The sequence below is a fragment of the Paenibacillus endoradicis genome (genome assembly GCF_024721975.1).
Window position 1 is genome coordinate 988005 of sequence record NZ_JANQBB010000002.1, and the last position, 17588, is coordinate 1005592.

Below are 17588 nucleotides of genomic sequence, written 5' to 3' on the forward strand. Positions count from 1 at the left end.
AATGGAACATCCTTAAAAAGGAAACGTTACACCCGAAGCATTAGCTATATTCTTCAACACTATATAATTATTGATTTTTTTCTATAATTTGTAAATAATAGTCTGCAACTAGCCCTTTTCTATGAAAAGCATTAGTTTTACTAGTGGATTATTACCTTGTTTCAATATGAGTCAATTGTGCATATTTAGGTTTCATATATAGAATTAGTATGGAGAGGCTTGCTAAAAAGATCATACCTGCACAAACAAATACTGTAGGTACTAGAGCATCAGCAAAGGATTGTCCATCACTAACTACATCCTTACTATGAAATACGATACCTGCGATCGCGATTCCGAATACTCCACCAAGTTCTCTTAATGCGTTGCTAACACCAGAACCTTCACCTGCATACGCTTCCGGAATAGACTCCAGCACACCATGCTGAATACCAGTAAAGCAAAATCCCATACCTACACCTGCACATATCATTCCAGGAGCTAAGTAACCGAATGGGAAGAAAGGACCTAGTTGTGCAACAACAATACCGAAACTACATAATGCTACAGCTTGTAGTAATAGCCCAGTCATGAGTACGGAGCGAATCAGATATCTATTTATTAAAATACCTGCAACCGGTGCAGCAATCATCGTCATAGTCGTCCAAAGCATTTCACGTATGCCAGCCTCCAAGGGACTATATCCTTGGACCTGCTGCAAAAATAAAGTCAGTATAAATATAGAACCAAAGATACCTGCACTCATCCAAAAACCTACAAAATTTATAACAGTAAAGGAGAGATAGCGAAATAATCTTAACGTAATTAACGGATAATCACATCTTATCTCCCAAATAAAAAACATAATCAATGATAGCGTTCCACCAATCGCACCTACTAGTATCGAATAGTGGCTCCACGTTAGTAGATTTACAGTGATTAAGGCATATACAATTCCTAATAAACCTATAGTTAGCAGCATCAGTCCAACTAAGTCGAAACGTTTCTTGACGCCGAAAGATTCGCTAATCCAGCGAAAACTTAAAATAATTGTAATAATTCCGATAGGTACATTGACAAGGAAGATCATCTCCCAAGGATAGTAAGTCAATATGATACCGCCCACTAACGGACCAATCGTAAGACCGAGACCTGATATTCCCGACCACAAACCTACTGCTATTGCACGCTTTCCCACTGGAAAAGCAGTATATATAAGCGTCAAGCTTATTGGCATAATAGCAGAAGCTCCAAGTCCCTGAATGCTTCGTGCAATAATTAGCGTTTCAACTGATTCACTTATCCCTGCGAGTAATGAGCCCATCGTAAACAAAGTTAGACCTAACACAAAACCTTTTCTTCTACCAAAACGTTCGGCTAATAAGCTGAATGGAATCATGCCAACCGCAAAGAGCAACGTATATGCGTTCATCACCCATTCCAAATGTACTAGCGTCGTCTGTAATTCTAGTTCAATTTGTGGTAGTGCTACTCCTACGATTAAAGTATCCAGCATAGCCATGAATAAACCCAAACATGAAATGGTCATTATTTTACTATTTCGCCACTTATTCATATTGCCTCCTAGACAGCTTTGTCATTGCACTTCATACAAAGACATTACATTAGTGCTTCAGCTGTAAGACGACCGGATTTCATAACCCCATATACTCCGTGAACATTTCTAGTCCAGTGTCCTGCCAAATATAAACCTGGAATTGGAGTTCTAGGTCCCATTTCAGCCATCCATCTTTGATCGTTTACTTTCTTCCAGCCATATATTGCACCTGATTGATTCAGCGTGTAGCGTTCAATTGTTCGAGGCGTTGCTAGCTCGTAAAAATGAATTCTTTCACCAAAGCCCGGCAGTATTTGTTCAATCATTTGTAAAAAGTGATTTTCAATATACCCTTTGCCCTGCTCATCACGCAGCTGCTCTATTTGCTCAGCACGACAAAGTGCCATAATCGAAACTATTGCAAAACCTTCCGGTGCTAGTTGTTGATCAGAGTGCGTTGGACTACATATAGACATCCAAGGTAAACATTCAGTTTGGGTGGGATCATATAATCGAGATGCGTCATCTAATCCGTAGTTTGGAAACCAAAACAATTCATGAGGTAGTTGTTCAATCCATTCATCCTTGCGAACTGCTGCATAGAGAACAACACAAGAATGTGAAGGCTGTAACTGCTTTACCCGTTTGAGATAAGCATTAGGTAAGGTATCTTCATTAATTAAGCGGGTTAAGGTGCTTTTCATATCAGCGTTCGACACGATGATTTTCGCTTTATATTCATTTCCTTTGTGATCAACAACGCCACTTATACGACCATCCTCTAGCACTATCTTTTCAACACGACGTCTTAATTGGACCTTTCCATCTCTTGACTCTATATATTGCTTCAACGTATCTGCTATCTTTTGTGAACTACCATGCACATAATTAGCTCCTCCATGATATGAAACCATTGTGCTCATAATGTAAGTAGTGGATAATTGCTCAGGTCCTATTCCTGCATAAGGCGATAATGAACTTAATACGAAGGTTGTTTTTGGATTTTGAAACCGCCCTTCTAAGTACTCAGCAAACGAAAGGCGATTGATTTCTAGCAGTTTTTCTACAATCCTATCGTCCTGATCCGAGGCCCCAACATTCAGCATATAAGATCCCAGTCGTTTGATTTCTTCAATCGTTGCTATAATTGCATCACGATCCTCAGGAAACCAAGCCACCATAGAATTTGCTAATGTGTCAAGATTGGCAGGTATCTCGTATGAATCATTATCCACACGTACAACATACATCGGATCAACTGGAATAAATGAGATTTCATCCTCAATGCCGAGCTTTTGAAAAATACGCTGTAGCTCTCCGCCCTGTTCACAGCCGCCAATGAGGTGTACTGCCGCATCAAACAAAAAGCCTTTACGACGGAATGAGCTAGCACAGCCACCCACTACATAATGTTGCTCTAATACAAGTACCTTCTTTCCCGCTTCAGCTAATACCGCTGCTGCGGTTAACCCTCCTAGTCCTGAACCAATAATCAATGCATCATAGGTCATCATGTGCTAGACACCTTTCCATTGAAAAACAGTACCAGCAAATAACCATTTACTTGTTTCAATCGCTAGAAACATGACATTATCACCTTGTTTAACTTTGCCTTCGCGGACGGCATGCTCAAAAGCGAGCATCACAGCAGGTGAACCTGTATTCCCAACATAATTCAAGTTGTCATACACACGCTTCTCTATTTCTAGCCACTCTTCTGTCAAACAACCAGATCGCTCCAAATCATCTCGCAAATAGTCCGTATTTCCTTCGGGAATAATGCAACTCTGAATTTCCTGTGCTGTTAAACCTGATTTTTGCAATGTATCTGTGAATCCTTCATTCAAGATTTCTGCTGTATATTTTGCTGATCCCGAGAAATCAACTTTTAATGAAAACAGTCCTTTATCAAGTGCTTCATGTGTTAAAGGAATAGCTGTGCCTCCAAGAGGAACCATCATACCTGGCTTTTTGCCTCCACCTACACATGCAAGTGTGCTTGATCCAATAAAATGACCTTTAGTTGTTTCGCTTGCTTGTAGTACCATAGCTGCAGAGCCATCGCCAAAGGAATAAATACATAGTTTATCGCGCAGGCGAATTAAATCCTGCTCCTTATTCCCATACATTTGATAGAGCACAGGTGAGATTACTTCCGTACCAATAACTAGTGCAGTACGATATTGACCCGAGCTTAGATACAACTTGGCAATATCCAAGGCTTGAATTGCACCACAGCAGCCAGAGCGAACTTCCAATGTTGCCACTCTTCTTAATCCCAATAAATCTTGAACCTGGGTAACAGTCGCTGGTAGAGGGTAGTCTGGACTGCATGTAGACATGACAATAAGATCAATGTCCTCAGCATTTAAGCCTGCCTTTTCTATTGCTGCTTTCGCTGACTTTGCCGACATTTCACTATTGGATTCACGAATTTTCCCTGTATCAGGATCTGTCGTCCAATAGCGTTCATTCACTCCCACCTGATCCATCAATTCCTCATCTAACGTTCCAATTTTCTGCTCTAATACTTGATTTGAGATTGGCTCTCCTGGTAGATAGGTTGCGATACTCAAAATATTAACAACGTTCATTTCTAATTCCCACCTTATTCATATTTACACAGTAATAAACTTGTATTTGAACCCGTTAAAGAAACTGCATTTACAAGTACTCGTTCAATATTGGCATCTATAATTTGTGTTGTAGCTTCCTCAGTTAATTGAGGTATACGGCCATTCTCCATCGACAAAATTGCAGTAATCATCTGGAAGCCAGCAGCTGCACCTTGTGCCTCGCCCATTACATGCTTACAAGATGATACGTATGGATTAGCATCATAAAATAAATTTGCCACACTCGCTCTTTCTCCAAAATCAGCATGAGCTATTTCTGATTGTGCTACAAATACAGCATCTATCTGATTAGCTGAAACATCGCTCTCGAGCAACGCGATCTCCATTGCTCTTTCAATACCTCTACTAGACTGATTAATACCGCCATCCTGATTAGCGTCATAAGTTCTTCCATAGCCTTTAATCTCTGCATAAATAGGAACCTTACGTGTTAATGCACTTGTAAGTGTCTCTACGATAATTGCAGTTGCACCTTCACCTATGGTTAACTTTGATAACTGATGTTCCAGTGACTTGCTTGCTCCGCTATTTTCTAACCAGCCTGAATCCTTATAACCACTAATAAGAAGTGGAGTAAGCACATCTGCAGCAATAGATAAAATCGCATCTGCATCACCATTTCTCAAATGCTCATATGCCATACATACGGAGGAGGAGAAAGAAGCATGACCATCCACAACCGTAGAGCTAACTCCTAGAGCCTGTGTATGCATTGCAACCTGACCTGCTGCTTGATTAAATACTGTATTCGGAAAATATGCGGGATTAGCTGCTACTGCTCCTTCATTCATTACAGGAATATAGAAGTTTTCTAAACTTTCCATCGTTCCATTTGCTGTTCCCAAAATAACCCCCACATGTGAAGCATTCTTAGAAGTAATCTCTAATTGACCATTCTTTAATGCTTCCATTGCTACCGATACTGCGAGCTTACTAAGCTTATCCATTCTTCTTGCTTCTTTTCTAGCAATGTAAGATGTCGAGTCATAATGTTGAATAGCACTTACTTCGGTATTCATTCCTTCTGCATCACGAAACATAGAAAAAGGGCTATCTTCTGATGCACTGACAGCATTCCAAAAAGCATCTATATCCGTACCTACGGCACCGATTTGTGCCATACCTGTTATAACAATTCGTTCTTCTGACTGTTTTTCTAGGTTAGTTGATAATGCAACAGAATACGGATCATATTTTCTAAAGACGACTGAACAGTTGTTGCCACCGAAAGCGAAATTATTGGAAATTGCATAATCTAATTGCTGTTGATGTAATGCCATATTAGGGGTGTAGTCTAGATCGCATTCTGGATCTGGCGTAGTGAAGTTTGCTGTAGGTGGGATAATATTATGAAATAAAGATAGGACAGTTACAATTCCTTCAACTGCACCAGCGGCACCTAATAAATGCCCAATCATTGATTTGGTGCTACTGACCTTCACTTGTTGTGCTGCATTTTCTCCGAGTGCTCGTTTGATTGCCATAGTTTCTGCACTATCATTTTTAGGTGTTCCTGTACCATGACCATTAATATAATCAATGTCTTCAGGCTGAATACCGCTCTTTTCAATTGCCTTACGAATAGCACGACTGGCACCTTCACCTTCTGGATGCGGTGCTGTTGGATGGTAGCCATCCGCAGACAAACCAAATTCCAATACTTCTGCAAAAATATTAGCCTGGCGAGCTCTTGCATGTTCCTCATTTTCCAGAACTAGTATTCCCGCTCCTTCACCAAGCGAGAGTCCATCCCGATCTCCTGAATAAGGCTTGCAAGCCTCACTTGATAAAGACTGTAAGGAATGGAAACCAGCAACAGCAAGTATGGATAAAGCATCTGCTCCTCCTGCCAATACAACCGAAGCCTTTCCGCTACGAATTAAGTCCGCAGCGTGACCAATAGCATTTCCACCAGCGGCACACGCAGTTGAAATTGTAACTACAGGACCAAAAATGCCAAATTCAGAGCTAACCGTTTCTGCTATTCCATTAAATCTTAACTGCTTCCACAAAGCCGGTTCAGCATGATCACCTTTCGTTCTAAGATTAAGCCACTTCTCCCAACTATTTGCTCCACCTAGACATGTTCCCATTACACAACCAGTATCTTTAGGCAATTGTCCTAAGAGATTCGCCGATTGTAATGCCTCTAGACCTGCACGTAAAGCAAATTCAATTGCTCTATCAACAGTTTTACGTTCTTTCAAAAAATCTAAATCCTCTAACCGGAATTTTACCTCGCCGGCAATATTAGTCATATATCCATCCATATTAAGAGAATCAACCCTGTGTATACCATGAATACCACTTACCACAGAATCCCATAGTTCATTCGTATTTTCCCCAATCGCCGTAATAGCACCTAAGCCTGTTACAACTACTCTTGGTTTCTTTCTATTCACTGCTTCTCACTCCATATCCTTAAAATTACTTATATTCTTTAAAAATAAGTGCTGTATTTTCTCCTTCTAGACCTCTGGCAAGAGATAATACCGAACTAATCTCCCCTTCTTTAGGTTGCTGCTTAACGAAAGCAACATCCCATGTGGGATCACAATTTGATAAATGTAGCGTGTGAGGCATCGTTTTCGTATGGATCGCCATTAGTGATGCATATGCATTAAAGGCACCTGCATTAGAAAACTGATGACCAACATTAGATTTTATCGAGCTAACAGCAGTATGGCTTGCAGAGAATATAGAAGAGATTGCTCTAGCCTCCGACTCATCCCCACTTTTTGTACCACTGCCATGTGCGCAAATATATTGAATATCGTTTGGTGCAAGTTCACTCTTCTTTAGTGCCTTTTTAATCGCTGTCTGCAAACCATTGCCTTCTTCCGAAGGCTTTACTATACTATCGCAATCTGTACCATTGCCATAACCAATAACCTCACCATAGATATGAGCACCACGGTCAAGTGCATGCGTTAACTCCTCTACAATCAACATTGTTGATCCTTCACCTAATAAAGCACCTTTGCGTTTCATATCAAATGGTCTATAATATTTCTGTTCTTCATCTGTCTCGCGATTAAGTACACCCATCCCATCAACCTTCATGTAGTTCCACCATGTCAATGGGTCTGCGAATCCACCTGCTAAAGCAACATCGGCCTCGCCCATTGAGATTGCTCTTGCAGCGTTACCTATAGCTACTGAACTTACATTTGCTGTACCCATGTAATAGCAATTCGGTCCACGTAAATCGTATTCCTCAGATATATAAAATAAAGAAGAGGCAGGTAATCCTTTCACAAAAAATAATGGATGCACCGAATCTCTTACCTTCATCGCAAAGTCACTAATTGTCAGTTTTTCAGTATTAATAATGGCTTCTACCATATCACTTGCAGGCGTATCTACCTCTTTACTTCCACCAACAAATAATCCGATTTTCTGTCCATCTACTGTCCCCTTCTTCAAACCTGCATCCTCCATAGCAAGAGCAGAAGCGGCATAACACATGGAATCACCGCGTGACATCATCCTTAATTTCTTTACAGATTTAATATAAGTTTTCGGTTCATAATCTGATATAGGATAGCCATATTTTGTATTCATCTTTTCTACATGAAGATGGGAAAGACACTGTACTGCAGAATCTCCATTCAATATGCGATTCCAAACTTCATGTTTATCTGCACCAAGTGGGGATATTAACCCGATCCCTGTAACAACAACTCTCTTCATATGACAACCACCTCTTGTGCACCACGTAGCTTCCAATAAGATGATAGACTTTGCTTTGTGTCTATCGTTGATGGTACCGCTTGGAATGTCATCATCCCAACCGTCACAACTGTCTTATCAGCTACCTTGATGTTCCCTTTCATTTGAAGCTTATCATTAAAGCTATTATTCAATACCTCTACTTCGACTTGCATGCAATCTCCAGGCTTAACATAAAAACGCCACTTAATATTCCCTATATTAGTGAGTCGATAAGTGGTTGAAAAGTTATTCTGACTACTTAAAACTCCTTCGGCCAATCGCTGCAAGGCCATAATAGATAGCATGCCTGGCCAAATCGGCTTTAATGGGAAATGAGTATCAAAAATAATATTGCTCATCGTAATATTTTGAAAACCCGATGCTCTTTGCCCAGGAATCCAATCTATGACTCTATCCATTACCTCAATTTTCATCAATATGTTCTCCCTCATATGATTTCACAGCAAGACAGACATTTGTACCTCCGAATGCAAATGCATTTACAAGTGCTGCATTCACCACTGACTTTCGCGCATGATTAGGGACACAATCTAGTGTTAATTTGGCATCAGGAGTTTCATAATTAATAGTTGGTGGTAGTATTTGATCCCTTATTGCAAGCACAGTAGAAATAAAGTTGATTCCGCCTGATGCATTAGTCATATGGCCAACCATCGATTTTACTGAGCTAATCGCAACTTGATCAGCTGCATCGCCAAGTGCTGCTCGTATTGCCATCGTCTCACTATAATCATTGTATGGTGTACTCGTACCATGAACAGATATATAGTCAATTTCACTAGGTGTTAATTCCGCTTCCTCCATTGCTCGGCACATAACAGTAATACATTCTCCACCTTCAGGTGGCGAATCTGTAATACGATAAGCATTCAGTGTGCTAGAAAATCCAACTAGCTCCGCATAAATGTTTGCATTCCTTGCTAGTGCATGCTCTAAATCCTCGAGCACGATCATAGTTGCTCCTTCCCCGATAACGAATCCATCACGATTTTTATCGAAAGGGCGTGAAGCAAGCTCAGGCTCATCATTTCGCATTGATAATGCACCTAATAATCCAAAGCCCAATAGATCTATATAATTAACCATGGAGTCATATCCACCAGCAATCATCACAGAAGCTTCTCCGTCTTGAATCGAGCGAAAAGCTGTACCAATAGAGTGAGCACTTGAAGCACAAGCTGTATTGATGGTATACATAGGACCAGCCGCACGAAGCCATTGTGCCATCAATGCGGCACCTGTAATACTATTGCGTTTCAAAATATCAATTGGTCCAAAAAAAGATTGCCCTACGTCAATATCTTCAGGATCATCATTGAAATATCGGGCAAAGGTTTCTTGAAATTGTTCAAGTTCTGGATAGATGAGACCACAACCCATTGATATGCCAATCTCAGCATTCGGCTCTTCACCAACATCAATTCCTGCATCGGAAATTGCTTCAAGAAAAGCATTTAATCCAAAGCCGGAGGAACGAGAAAGAAGTCTAGAAAATTTAGGAGGAATTGAGGGGTGTAAATTGAAATCTTTTACTTGAGCAGCAATTTGCGTATCCATATTAGAAACATCAAATACTGAAATCTTGCTAACTCCCGACTGCCCTTCTAGCATTTTCATCCACGTTTGCTTCGCATCTAATCCAAGAGGGGTTACACAACCAATTCCAGTTACGACAACTCTTTTTTTATTCATACTCGTACCCCCGATGACAGTTCAAGAAACGTTCGTTTTGTATCCGGTACGTTTTCTAGCTCAGTGGTATCCACTAACGAGCACATCATATAATTAATTTGCATCACGATTTCTCCATTGACCTTCCCGTACCCAGAAAAAACAGCCGCATTTTCATGTAATGAATCAATATTGCCGATTAGTACTAGTTCATCACCTGGATAGACAATTCCCAATATTTCAATCGAATCGGCCGATAATAGAACTGCTCGTTTTTTAAATTCTGTTGTTTTCATGACAAGCCATGCCCCCGCTTGACATAAAGCTTCTATCATTAATGCTTCAGGGAAATAATATTGATTTGTAATAGCATCCTTCATGTAACAATCTTGAAAGTTTGCTAATTTACTCGCTGTAATTGACTTCCCCTCCAAAATCTCTGTAATACGATCAACCATATAAAACCTCATTAAGTGAGCCCTCACTTTCCTTCTCGATCAAGCAACAATACTACGTGTGCAGTTGCTAATTCATCCGTATGACTAAGAGAAACGTCCATTGAAATAACCCCAAGTTGCTTGACATACATCAAGGCATTTCCTTGGAGCTCTAATCGTGGTTTTCCAGATAGTGGTTCATTTCGTATACCAATTTCATTCAGTTCTATCCCTTTTCCCATCCCTGTGCCTATCGCTTTAAGAAAAGCTTCTTTCGCGGCAAATCTAGCCGATAAATGTTCAATTCTTCTCTTCTTCCCAGCTGAATAAGTAAGCTCCTGAGAAGTAAAAATACTATCCAGTTGAAGCAGATTGGATAGTATCTTTTTCTCCATTTTCGCTACACTTTGCAGATCTATACCTGTGCGAATTTCCATTTTATTAAGAAACAGTCGACAATTCTGCTTGTCTTTTTTCAACAAGGCTAACTAGATTATCTACAGTAAATAAAGTAAGTACACGCTCTGCTTCAAATTTCCCACGTAGACTCTCCATATCAATTTGTGGTAGATTTTCCTTCAACTTTTCTAATCCAAGATCAGAAATATAGCCCTCATCCGTTCCGAATTGTTCATCAGGAATACCGCCTGTAATCATCATCGTAATATCATTCATCGTTACCTTAAATCCTAGCTTACGCTCAATTCGAAACAGTACATCAAGTAAATCCAATGATTCTGCTCCCAAATCACCTAATAATGTTGATTCAGCAGCAACCTCTTCCAAATCTACTCCAATTGCATCTACCAAAGATTGTTGAACTACGTCGAAAATTTCATTTCTTACCATGATTAATACCCTCCAAAAATTCATTTTTTATAGTGGTCTACCAATTCCTAGCGTGCACGATGCACCACCATCTACCTTTAATGTAGCTCCAGTAATATGACTAGCATCATCAGAGGCTAGAAACAATACAGTTCTTGCAATCTCTTCTGGCTTACCAAATCTTCGCTGAGGAATTTGAGATAAATATCGCTTTTCCTCCTTCAATAATCCTTCAACCATTTCCGTTTCTGAAAACCCAGGAAGAACGGCACAAACTCGTATATTGAAACGAGCTAACTCTACTGCAGCTGTACGTGTAAATGCATTAATAGCAGCTTTCGAACAAGCGTAATTTGATTGTCCTATCCAACCACCTACACTCATTGCGGAAGAAACGTTGACGATAACCCCGCTTCTTTCTAACATCATAGGTTCTATAGCAACTTTCGAGCAATTGAACACTCCACCAAAATTGACTTGCATTACTTTCTGCCAATCTTCTGGCTCCATCTGAAAAATAAGTCGATCATTGGATATTCCTGCATTATTAATAAGAATATCTAGTTTCCCATATCGTTCTAAGATGAATGCCATCATCTTCTTGACCTGCTCCAGATCACTAACATCAGCTTGATAAATTGATGCTGTGCCACCTTGAGATTGAATTAAAGCACATACCTCTTCTGCTTGTTCCTGCTTACTGTTGTAATTTATAACCACAGTAGCTCCTAGCTTAGCAGCCTCCAAACAAATCGATCTACCAATACCTCGTGATCCCCCTGTGACAAGTACTACCTTCTCGTTAAAATTCAACTACATTCACCTCACTTCGAAATCAACTTAGAATTTGTTGTAAATATTTGAATGTCTATTGTCCACTGAATAAATTAGTTCTTTTGCCAAGCTTCAAACTTCTTTAAGCTATCAATATTAACTACTTTGGCAGAAGTATCTAGTTGTCTTACCAGACCAGATAAAACACGACCTGGACCAATCTCAACAAATTCGTCTACTTGAATATCTCTCATTACCTTTCTTACAACATGCTCCCATTTTACTGGTGCTATCGCTTGGTCTAGCAAAACTTGCGATACTTGTTTCTGATCAGTAACAAAATCAATATTCACATTGCTAACTATAGGCACTTGTAGCTCCTGCAACTGAATTCCCTCTATTTTTTTCTTCAATGAAGGAATAATGTTTGCGATAAGCTGGCTATGGAATGCTCCGCTAACCGGCAATTTCACAACTCTTTCTGCTCCAGCGGCAGCGGCTTCTAGCATTGCCTTCTCAACCAGGTGATCTTCACCTGAAATGACCAATTGTGATGGGCCGTTATAATTGGCTATCGTAATTACACCTTCTTCACGATATGTCTTACAAATCTCCTCTAGCTCCATAACTTCTAGACCCATTATGGCCGCCATACTGCCTGAATGGGTTTGTTGCGCCTGTTGCATAAGTCGACCACGCTCAGCGACAATTTGTAATCCTTCAAGAAAAGTAAAGCCTTTTGCTGCCGCCACAGCCGAGAATTCTCCCAAGCTATGCCCAATAACTGCCGAGCATCCAATCTCATACTCTTCGAATAATGCATGTAATGCCATTGAAACCATGTATATGGCAGGTTGGGCATATTGCGTTGATTTTAGTTGCTGTTCATCGCCAGAAAAACATAATTCACTTAATTTGTAACCTAATAGATCATCTGCTGCTTCGAAAAAGTTTTGGCGAATATACGCAAAACTTTCAAACAAATCCTTCCCCATTCCTAATCGTTGCGAGCCTTGACCTGGAAACATAAATACAATCGGGCCTTTCATCGTTAGGTAGCCTCCACATCACCAATTTACATAAATGGATATTAATTACTTTCACTTTACTAATGATATACATTTTCACTAAGCAAGTTAATAGCTATTTACCTCTAATTCATCTAGTAGTTAAATACCTATTTTTATACAAATACATTACAACACTACTATTTACCAAATGGACAACAGCTTGTATTGTGAGGTTTGTTACTATTTTCACCATATGATTTTCTGAATTATATAGTAGTTAAACCTTATAGATATACTTTCAAGGGTTTCTAAAATGTCAATCGTTATCTATAAATGAAAAATAAGCGGAGGTAGCATCATGGAACTAGAACATTTTAATAAACAATTAATACTTAAGCATTTTGCTCAATTACCTTTTGAGCATTGGAAAGTTAGTGATCTTGAACTTAACAGGATTATGTTACCTTTCATTGAACAATTTAAAAACAAGAGTAACTATGATCTACTTATTTATCTAATGGAGATTAGCTTCAACCTTATCGTTCAAAAAATTGAACCGATTATTGACGCAGATTCAATTCCTTCGCAAAAGCTATATGACTTATCTAAAGCTTTCGTTTATTTTGGTCATATTGAGCCTGATGCCTATCGAATTGCTTTCCTCATTCGCCCACACATTAACGGGCATGAACATTTCCCTGTTGAATCAGCGATTCGATTCCGAGTAATGATTCGTAAAGTGTTTCGATTATTTAATCAGCAAGTTCAATCTTCAAAAAACATTCCTATTGAGCTACAGGTCCAAGGTTTGATGTGTGTTCTAAATGGTATCGTCGTTTCCACGTTATCTTTGCAACGCATGGAGTTAATCGAGCTTAATGAATTAAGCGACTATACCCTCAAAAATTATTTGCGTGGTATTTCAAATGAATTTTTCCCTTCATATTCATCATTTGACAAATAAAGGTTATGTCTGTTATATTGAATTCGGAAACTGAATTTTGATTTTGAGTTTCCGAATTCCTTACCATTCACGCCAATTTAAGGAGCGAACACAGATGATCGATCAGACCGGAGCAACTTGGCAGCTTAAAGAAGAAATTATGGATAAATACTTTCAGCTTGGTATGGAACAAGGCTTTAGCAAAGTACTACTTGATCAAGTAGCATCTGAATTATCTATCAGCAAGAAAACAATTTACAAAATATTCACTAGTAAAGAGCACATTATTTCATCATGCATTGATTCAGTGTTTGAAAAAATTGATGCTGAAGTGCTCCCTATCATGACTAACTCTTCCATCAGTATTCTAGATAAAATCAAGCTTCTTCCAGAAATAGTAGCCAACCAATTAGATTTTTTTACTCGCCATCAAGTAGTTGAAATTCAGCGTTCATTTCCTGATTTATGGACAAAAGTATTAGAGCAAAGAAAAATAAGAATTGAACGCTATGAAGGACTTTTCCAAGCTGCAAAAAGCAAAGGCTACATCAACGATATTGATTCCAAAATGATCGTCCAGTTTTTCTTAGTTGCTATCGAAGCATTCACCAAAGAAAGTTTTATGATTGAGCACAACATGTCCTACTCTCAATCTTTGGAGATCGTAACCAAAATATTGCTGGAGGGCATATTGAATAAAATAAACGATTGATTAATGAAAGGAGCTAGCTTATGAAAGGGAAAATTGTATTAGTTGTTGGAGCATCGAGTGGCGTAGGTCGTGCCGTTTCATTGAAACTTGCAAGTCAAGGAGCAACTGTTATTATCTCTTCTAGAGATAAAAATGCACTTAAAACATTAAAGAATACTATCGAAATCAATGGCGGTCAATGCTATATGCATTCCTGCGACATATGCTCTGAAGAGGCAGTTCGGGGGTTGATTGATGAGACCATTAATCAATTTGGAAAAATCGATATTGCCATTCTTAGTTCAGCCGTTCAATATGTCGATACAGTCGATCAGCTTAATATCGATGAAGTTAATTCTATGTTTCAAACCAATGTAGTGGGAATTATTCGCTGTACTCGATTACTACTACCACATATGATGAAGAAAAAATCAGGACAAATTGCACTTATCTCCTCCATTATGGGAGAAGCAGCGTTTCCGCACATGGTCTCGTATGGTGCTACTAAGGCTGCCATTTCATGCTTTGCAAGAGGACTGCGGCGTGAAGTAACTGATCACGGAATAGCTGTGACGTTATTCTCACCAGGACATATGAATACCAATTTAAGTGCTCATTTACATGATCGAATTCCACTTTGGTATGGTAAATCAGGATCCTTAAATGTTGAAGTTGTTGCACAAAAATTAGTCACATCAATTAGACGAAAAAAAGCTGATGTAGTTATAGGTCGTCAAAGTATTATGCTTGGCAATATGATTAAATTTTTACCTAATATTGCTAACAATATAATTCGTAAGATTACAACTTAATTAGAAGCAATTACTTCCGAAGTACTTTTCATTGCATCGAAGTTATGTCCGGAGGTTTATGAAAAGTTTTAGACTATGCTTCCGATGTACTTTTCATTGCATCGAAGTTATGTCCGGAGGTTTATGAAAAGTTTTAGGAGGATTTCAATGGAGAATCATATGGATGAAACGATGCTGGTTGATGTTATTATTGTCGGAGGTGCTGTTGCTGGTGCCGCACTTGCTTGTGCATTTGCTAAATATAATCTAAATGTTCTAGTCATCGATAGAAGAAAAGATCCAGGCAGTATGAATCGTGGGGATGGCTTACAACCACGAACTTTGGAGATTTTGGAACAATGGGGTGTGCTTCAAGATTTTCAAAATCTTCCACATGTGAAATCCTACGGAATAGAGCTACATCACTCCTTTTTTAGAACACTTATGAAAATTGATCTTAAGCCTCTAACATCAAGTAAATTTAATTATATTATGAATATTCCACATCGTGAGATCGAGCAAGGATTATTAGATTGGGCTAACAAGCATGATCACATTAAAATAATGCGTGGTACCTCAGTAGAACATTTAACTTATAATGAGCATTGTAATGTAAATGGCATAGTGATGAAATCTGGTAACGAGCACATAACATGCCGTGCCAAAATTGTAATAGCAGCTGATGGAGGTTTATCCTCTATTCGTAAAGAACTAAATATTCCTGCAGAACGCATTGTATATAATCATGAGCTAATTGTATTGCATATGCCCCGCCCTGAATGGTTTAAAGGTGATCTACGTACACAAGTTCATTTGCATCGCGATGGTGCAGTAGTTCTCATACCTTTGCCCGATCAACAAATGCGCATTACTGTTGTTGTACCTTTAGGAAAATCTGCGGAGTGGAGAAAGTTCACTGATGAAGAACTGCTAAAAAATCTAATAAAACGTGTTCCGAGTCTGAAAAATGTAGATATTAAACGTGAAGGCGAACATATATACAAAATGGTTCGGATGCATGCAGATACTTATTCAAGTAAAGGTGCAGCATTAATTGGGGATGCCGCCCATCTAACTCACGCATCTTCCGGCCAAGGTATGAATATGGCCATTCAGGATGCTGATGTCTTAAGTAAGTTACTTGCAAGACATCTGCACAATAAAATCGAGTTGGATGAAGCATTAAAGCTCTATGAGCAGGTTCGTAAACCAATAAACGAAGATATTATTTCAAGATCAAACTTTATGTCCTCTGTCGTATTTACCCCAAATAAGCTTGCACACACAGGTAAAATGTTTGGCATGTTTACGACTAGATTTATTCCTGGCTTACGATACAAAATTAGTAGTAAGATCGCATTAGGAATTGCTGGTGCAAATCAACAGGAAACCATTCGTTTACAATTATCTTCAGTTATAGAGCACACTTGATGAGAATGGAGAGAAAAACCACAATGGAACATGTTAATATAGATATCATTATTGGTGTAACCAAAAATTATTTATGGAAATATGGTATTCAAACTGCTATTTCTAGCATGCCTGGCTATGCTATAGCCGGAGAATACGCTAGTGGTGTAGAAATTCTTAGCATTTGTAGAAACCAAGCCCCAAAGTTATTATTACTGGATCAAGAATTAATGGATATGTCAGCAAACGAATTGCATGATTTATTAGTAAGTGAAAACATTCATATACCTATTCTTTTAATTGGTAGTTCTAACACAATTGAAAATGATATTATCGATTTATTTCAATGCGGAATTAAGGGATATATATTAAATAACTGCACGGAAGAGCAAATAATCGATGCTATCACTCACGTTAGTAAAAATATGGAGTGGTGTTCGCCGACCTGTAGCCCCAGACTATTCAACAATAAACGCTCAACTAATAATATTGATACTAGTTCAAAAAAAATAACTCATCGTGAGCATGAAATATTAAATCTAATGTTTAAGGGACATAATAATACCGAGATTTCAGATGTGCTATGTTTAAGCATTAACACCGTACAAAATCATATCTGCAACATATATTCAAAGTTTGGTGTACGAGAACGTCTGAAGGCCGTTAATTATGCCAAAAGAGAAGGCTTAATAGATTTGTAAGTTTTTCCGTCTTACAACTTCCCGATGTTTTCTTTCTTTCGTGTGCAGATTACAAAAGCGTTATTAATCCATACTGTTTCTCTATAAACTTCACTTCATGAAACGAACTTATCTATCAGCGTATACTACTTGATCACTCATAATATTTTAATTGGCATAAAAAACCTCCACCGTTTTAGCGAAGTGCACCCCTTAGAATAGACATTGGAATAAACCCCTGGTTTATCCGATGAAATTCTAGGAGGTGCATTTTTTATGCCAGCAGTAAAAGGACAAAAGTTTACGAAATATTCTAATGAACTAAAGATGGAGGCTATTCGGCTACATGTGGAGGAGAAGTGGACATATCGACGGATTAACGAGTATTTAGGGATACAAGATCCGGATCGTATGAAACGCTGGATGCGTAAATATAGAGAAAAAG

The 17588-nt window shown here is 38.8% G+C and carries 17 protein-coding genes; 5 read left to right on the top strand and 12 right to left on the bottom strand.

The genetic code is table 11. The features are described from left to right. Positions 1-151: 151 nt before the first annotated feature. The 12 genes from NV377_RS10355 to fabD form a co-directional block, all read right to left on the bottom strand. A complete protein-coding gene (locus NV377_RS10355; protein ID WP_258201117.1) occupies positions 152-1555 on the bottom strand; it encodes a DHA2 family efflux MFS transporter permease subunit in 1404 nt (467 codons plus the stop codon). Between the two features lie 44 nt (positions 1556-1599). Next, a complete protein-coding gene (locus tag NV377_RS10360; RefSeq protein WP_258201118.1) occupies positions 1600-3051 on the bottom strand; it encodes a phytoene desaturase family protein in 1452 nt (483 codons plus the stop codon). A gap of 3 nt (positions 3052-3054) precedes the next feature. Further along, positions 3055-4131, bottom strand: coding sequence for a 3-oxoacyl-ACP synthase III family protein (locus tag NV377_RS10365; RefSeq protein WP_258201119.1), 1077 nt, complete (start codon positions 4129-4131; stop codon positions 3055-3057). Between the two features lie 14 nt (positions 4132-4145). Beyond that, complete coding sequence (locus tag NV377_RS10370) at positions 4146-6575, bottom strand: beta-ketoacyl-[acyl-carrier-protein] synthase family protein (RefSeq protein ID WP_258201120.1); 2430 nt, start codon at positions 6573-6575, stop codon at positions 4146-4148. Positions 6576-6600: 25 nt separating this feature from the next. Then, positions 6601-7866, bottom strand: coding sequence for a beta-ketoacyl-[acyl-carrier-protein] synthase family protein (locus NV377_RS10375; RefSeq protein WP_258201121.1), 1266 nt, complete (start codon positions 7864-7866; stop codon positions 6601-6603). After that, positions 7863-8321 carry an ApeI family dehydratase gene (locus NV377_RS10380; RefSeq protein ID WP_258201122.1) on the bottom strand — a complete coding sequence of 153 codons (459 nt, stop codon included), beginning with the start codon at positions 8319-8321 and terminating at the stop codon, positions 7863-7865. The genes NV377_RS10375 and NV377_RS10380 overlap by 4 nt, the downstream gene beginning before the upstream one ends. After that, positions 8311-9600, bottom strand: a complete 1290-nt coding sequence (locus tag NV377_RS10385; RefSeq protein WP_258201123.1) for a beta-ketoacyl-[acyl-carrier-protein] synthase family protein — start codon at positions 9598-9600, stop codon at positions 8311-8313. Before NV377_RS10385 ends, NV377_RS10380 begins: the two co-directional genes overlap by 11 nt. Then, positions 9597-10037, bottom strand: a complete 441-nt coding sequence (locus NV377_RS10390; protein WP_258201124.1) for a hotdog family protein — start codon at positions 10035-10037, stop codon at positions 9597-9599. Before NV377_RS10390 ends, NV377_RS10385 begins: the two co-directional genes overlap by 4 nt. Before the next feature lie 23 nt (positions 10038-10060). Next, the gene (gene acpS / locus NV377_RS10395) at positions 10061-10453 is read right to left on the bottom strand and encodes a holo-ACP synthase (RefSeq protein WP_258201125.1); all 393 of its coding nucleotides are present in this window, start codon (positions 10451-10453) and stop codon (positions 10061-10063) included. 4 nt (positions 10454-10457) lie between these two features. Next, positions 10458-10865: an acyl carrier protein gene (locus NV377_RS10400; protein ID WP_258201126.1), complete on the bottom strand. Its 408-nt coding sequence runs from the start codon at positions 10863-10865 to the stop codon at positions 10458-10460. Between the two features lie 27 nt (positions 10866-10892). Beyond that, a complete protein-coding gene (locus NV377_RS10405) occupies positions 10893-11657 on the bottom strand; it encodes an SDR family NAD(P)-dependent oxidoreductase (protein WP_258201127.1) in 765 nt (254 codons plus the stop codon). Positions 11658-11731: 74 nt separating this feature from the next. Then, positions 11732-12667, bottom strand: a complete 936-nt coding sequence (gene fabD, locus NV377_RS10410) for an ACP S-malonyltransferase (RefSeq protein ID WP_258201128.1) — start codon at positions 12665-12667, stop codon at positions 11732-11734. A 319-nt stretch (positions 12668-12986) separates the two neighbouring features. Here fabD and NV377_RS10415 point away from each other — a divergent pair, with 319 nt between their 5' ends. From NV377_RS10415 to NV377_RS10435, 5 genes are all read left to right on the top strand, one after another. Next, a complete protein-coding gene (locus NV377_RS10415) occupies positions 12987-13592 on the top strand; it encodes a hypothetical protein (RefSeq protein WP_258201129.1) in 606 nt (201 codons plus the stop codon). 94 nt (positions 13593-13686) lie between these two features. Then, the gene (locus NV377_RS10420) at positions 13687-14283 is read left to right on the top strand and encodes a TetR/AcrR family transcriptional regulator (RefSeq protein ID WP_258201130.1); all 597 of its coding nucleotides are present in this window, start codon (positions 13687-13689) and stop codon (positions 14281-14283) included. 20 nt (positions 14284-14303) lie between these two features. Beyond that, the gene (locus tag NV377_RS10425) at positions 14304-15074 is read left to right on the top strand and encodes an SDR family NAD(P)-dependent oxidoreductase (RefSeq protein WP_258201131.1); all 771 of its coding nucleotides are present in this window, start codon (positions 14304-14306) and stop codon (positions 15072-15074) included. Between the two features lie 147 nt (positions 15075-15221). Then, a complete protein-coding gene (locus tag NV377_RS10430) occupies positions 15222-16484 on the top strand; it encodes an FAD-dependent oxidoreductase (protein ID WP_258201132.1) in 1263 nt (420 codons plus the stop codon). Positions 16485-16507: 23 nt separating this feature from the next. After that, positions 16508-17164: a response regulator transcription factor gene (locus NV377_RS10435; protein WP_258201133.1), complete on the top strand. Its 657-nt coding sequence runs from the start codon at positions 16508-16510 to the stop codon at positions 17162-17164. Positions 17165-17588: the final 424 nt, after the last annotated feature.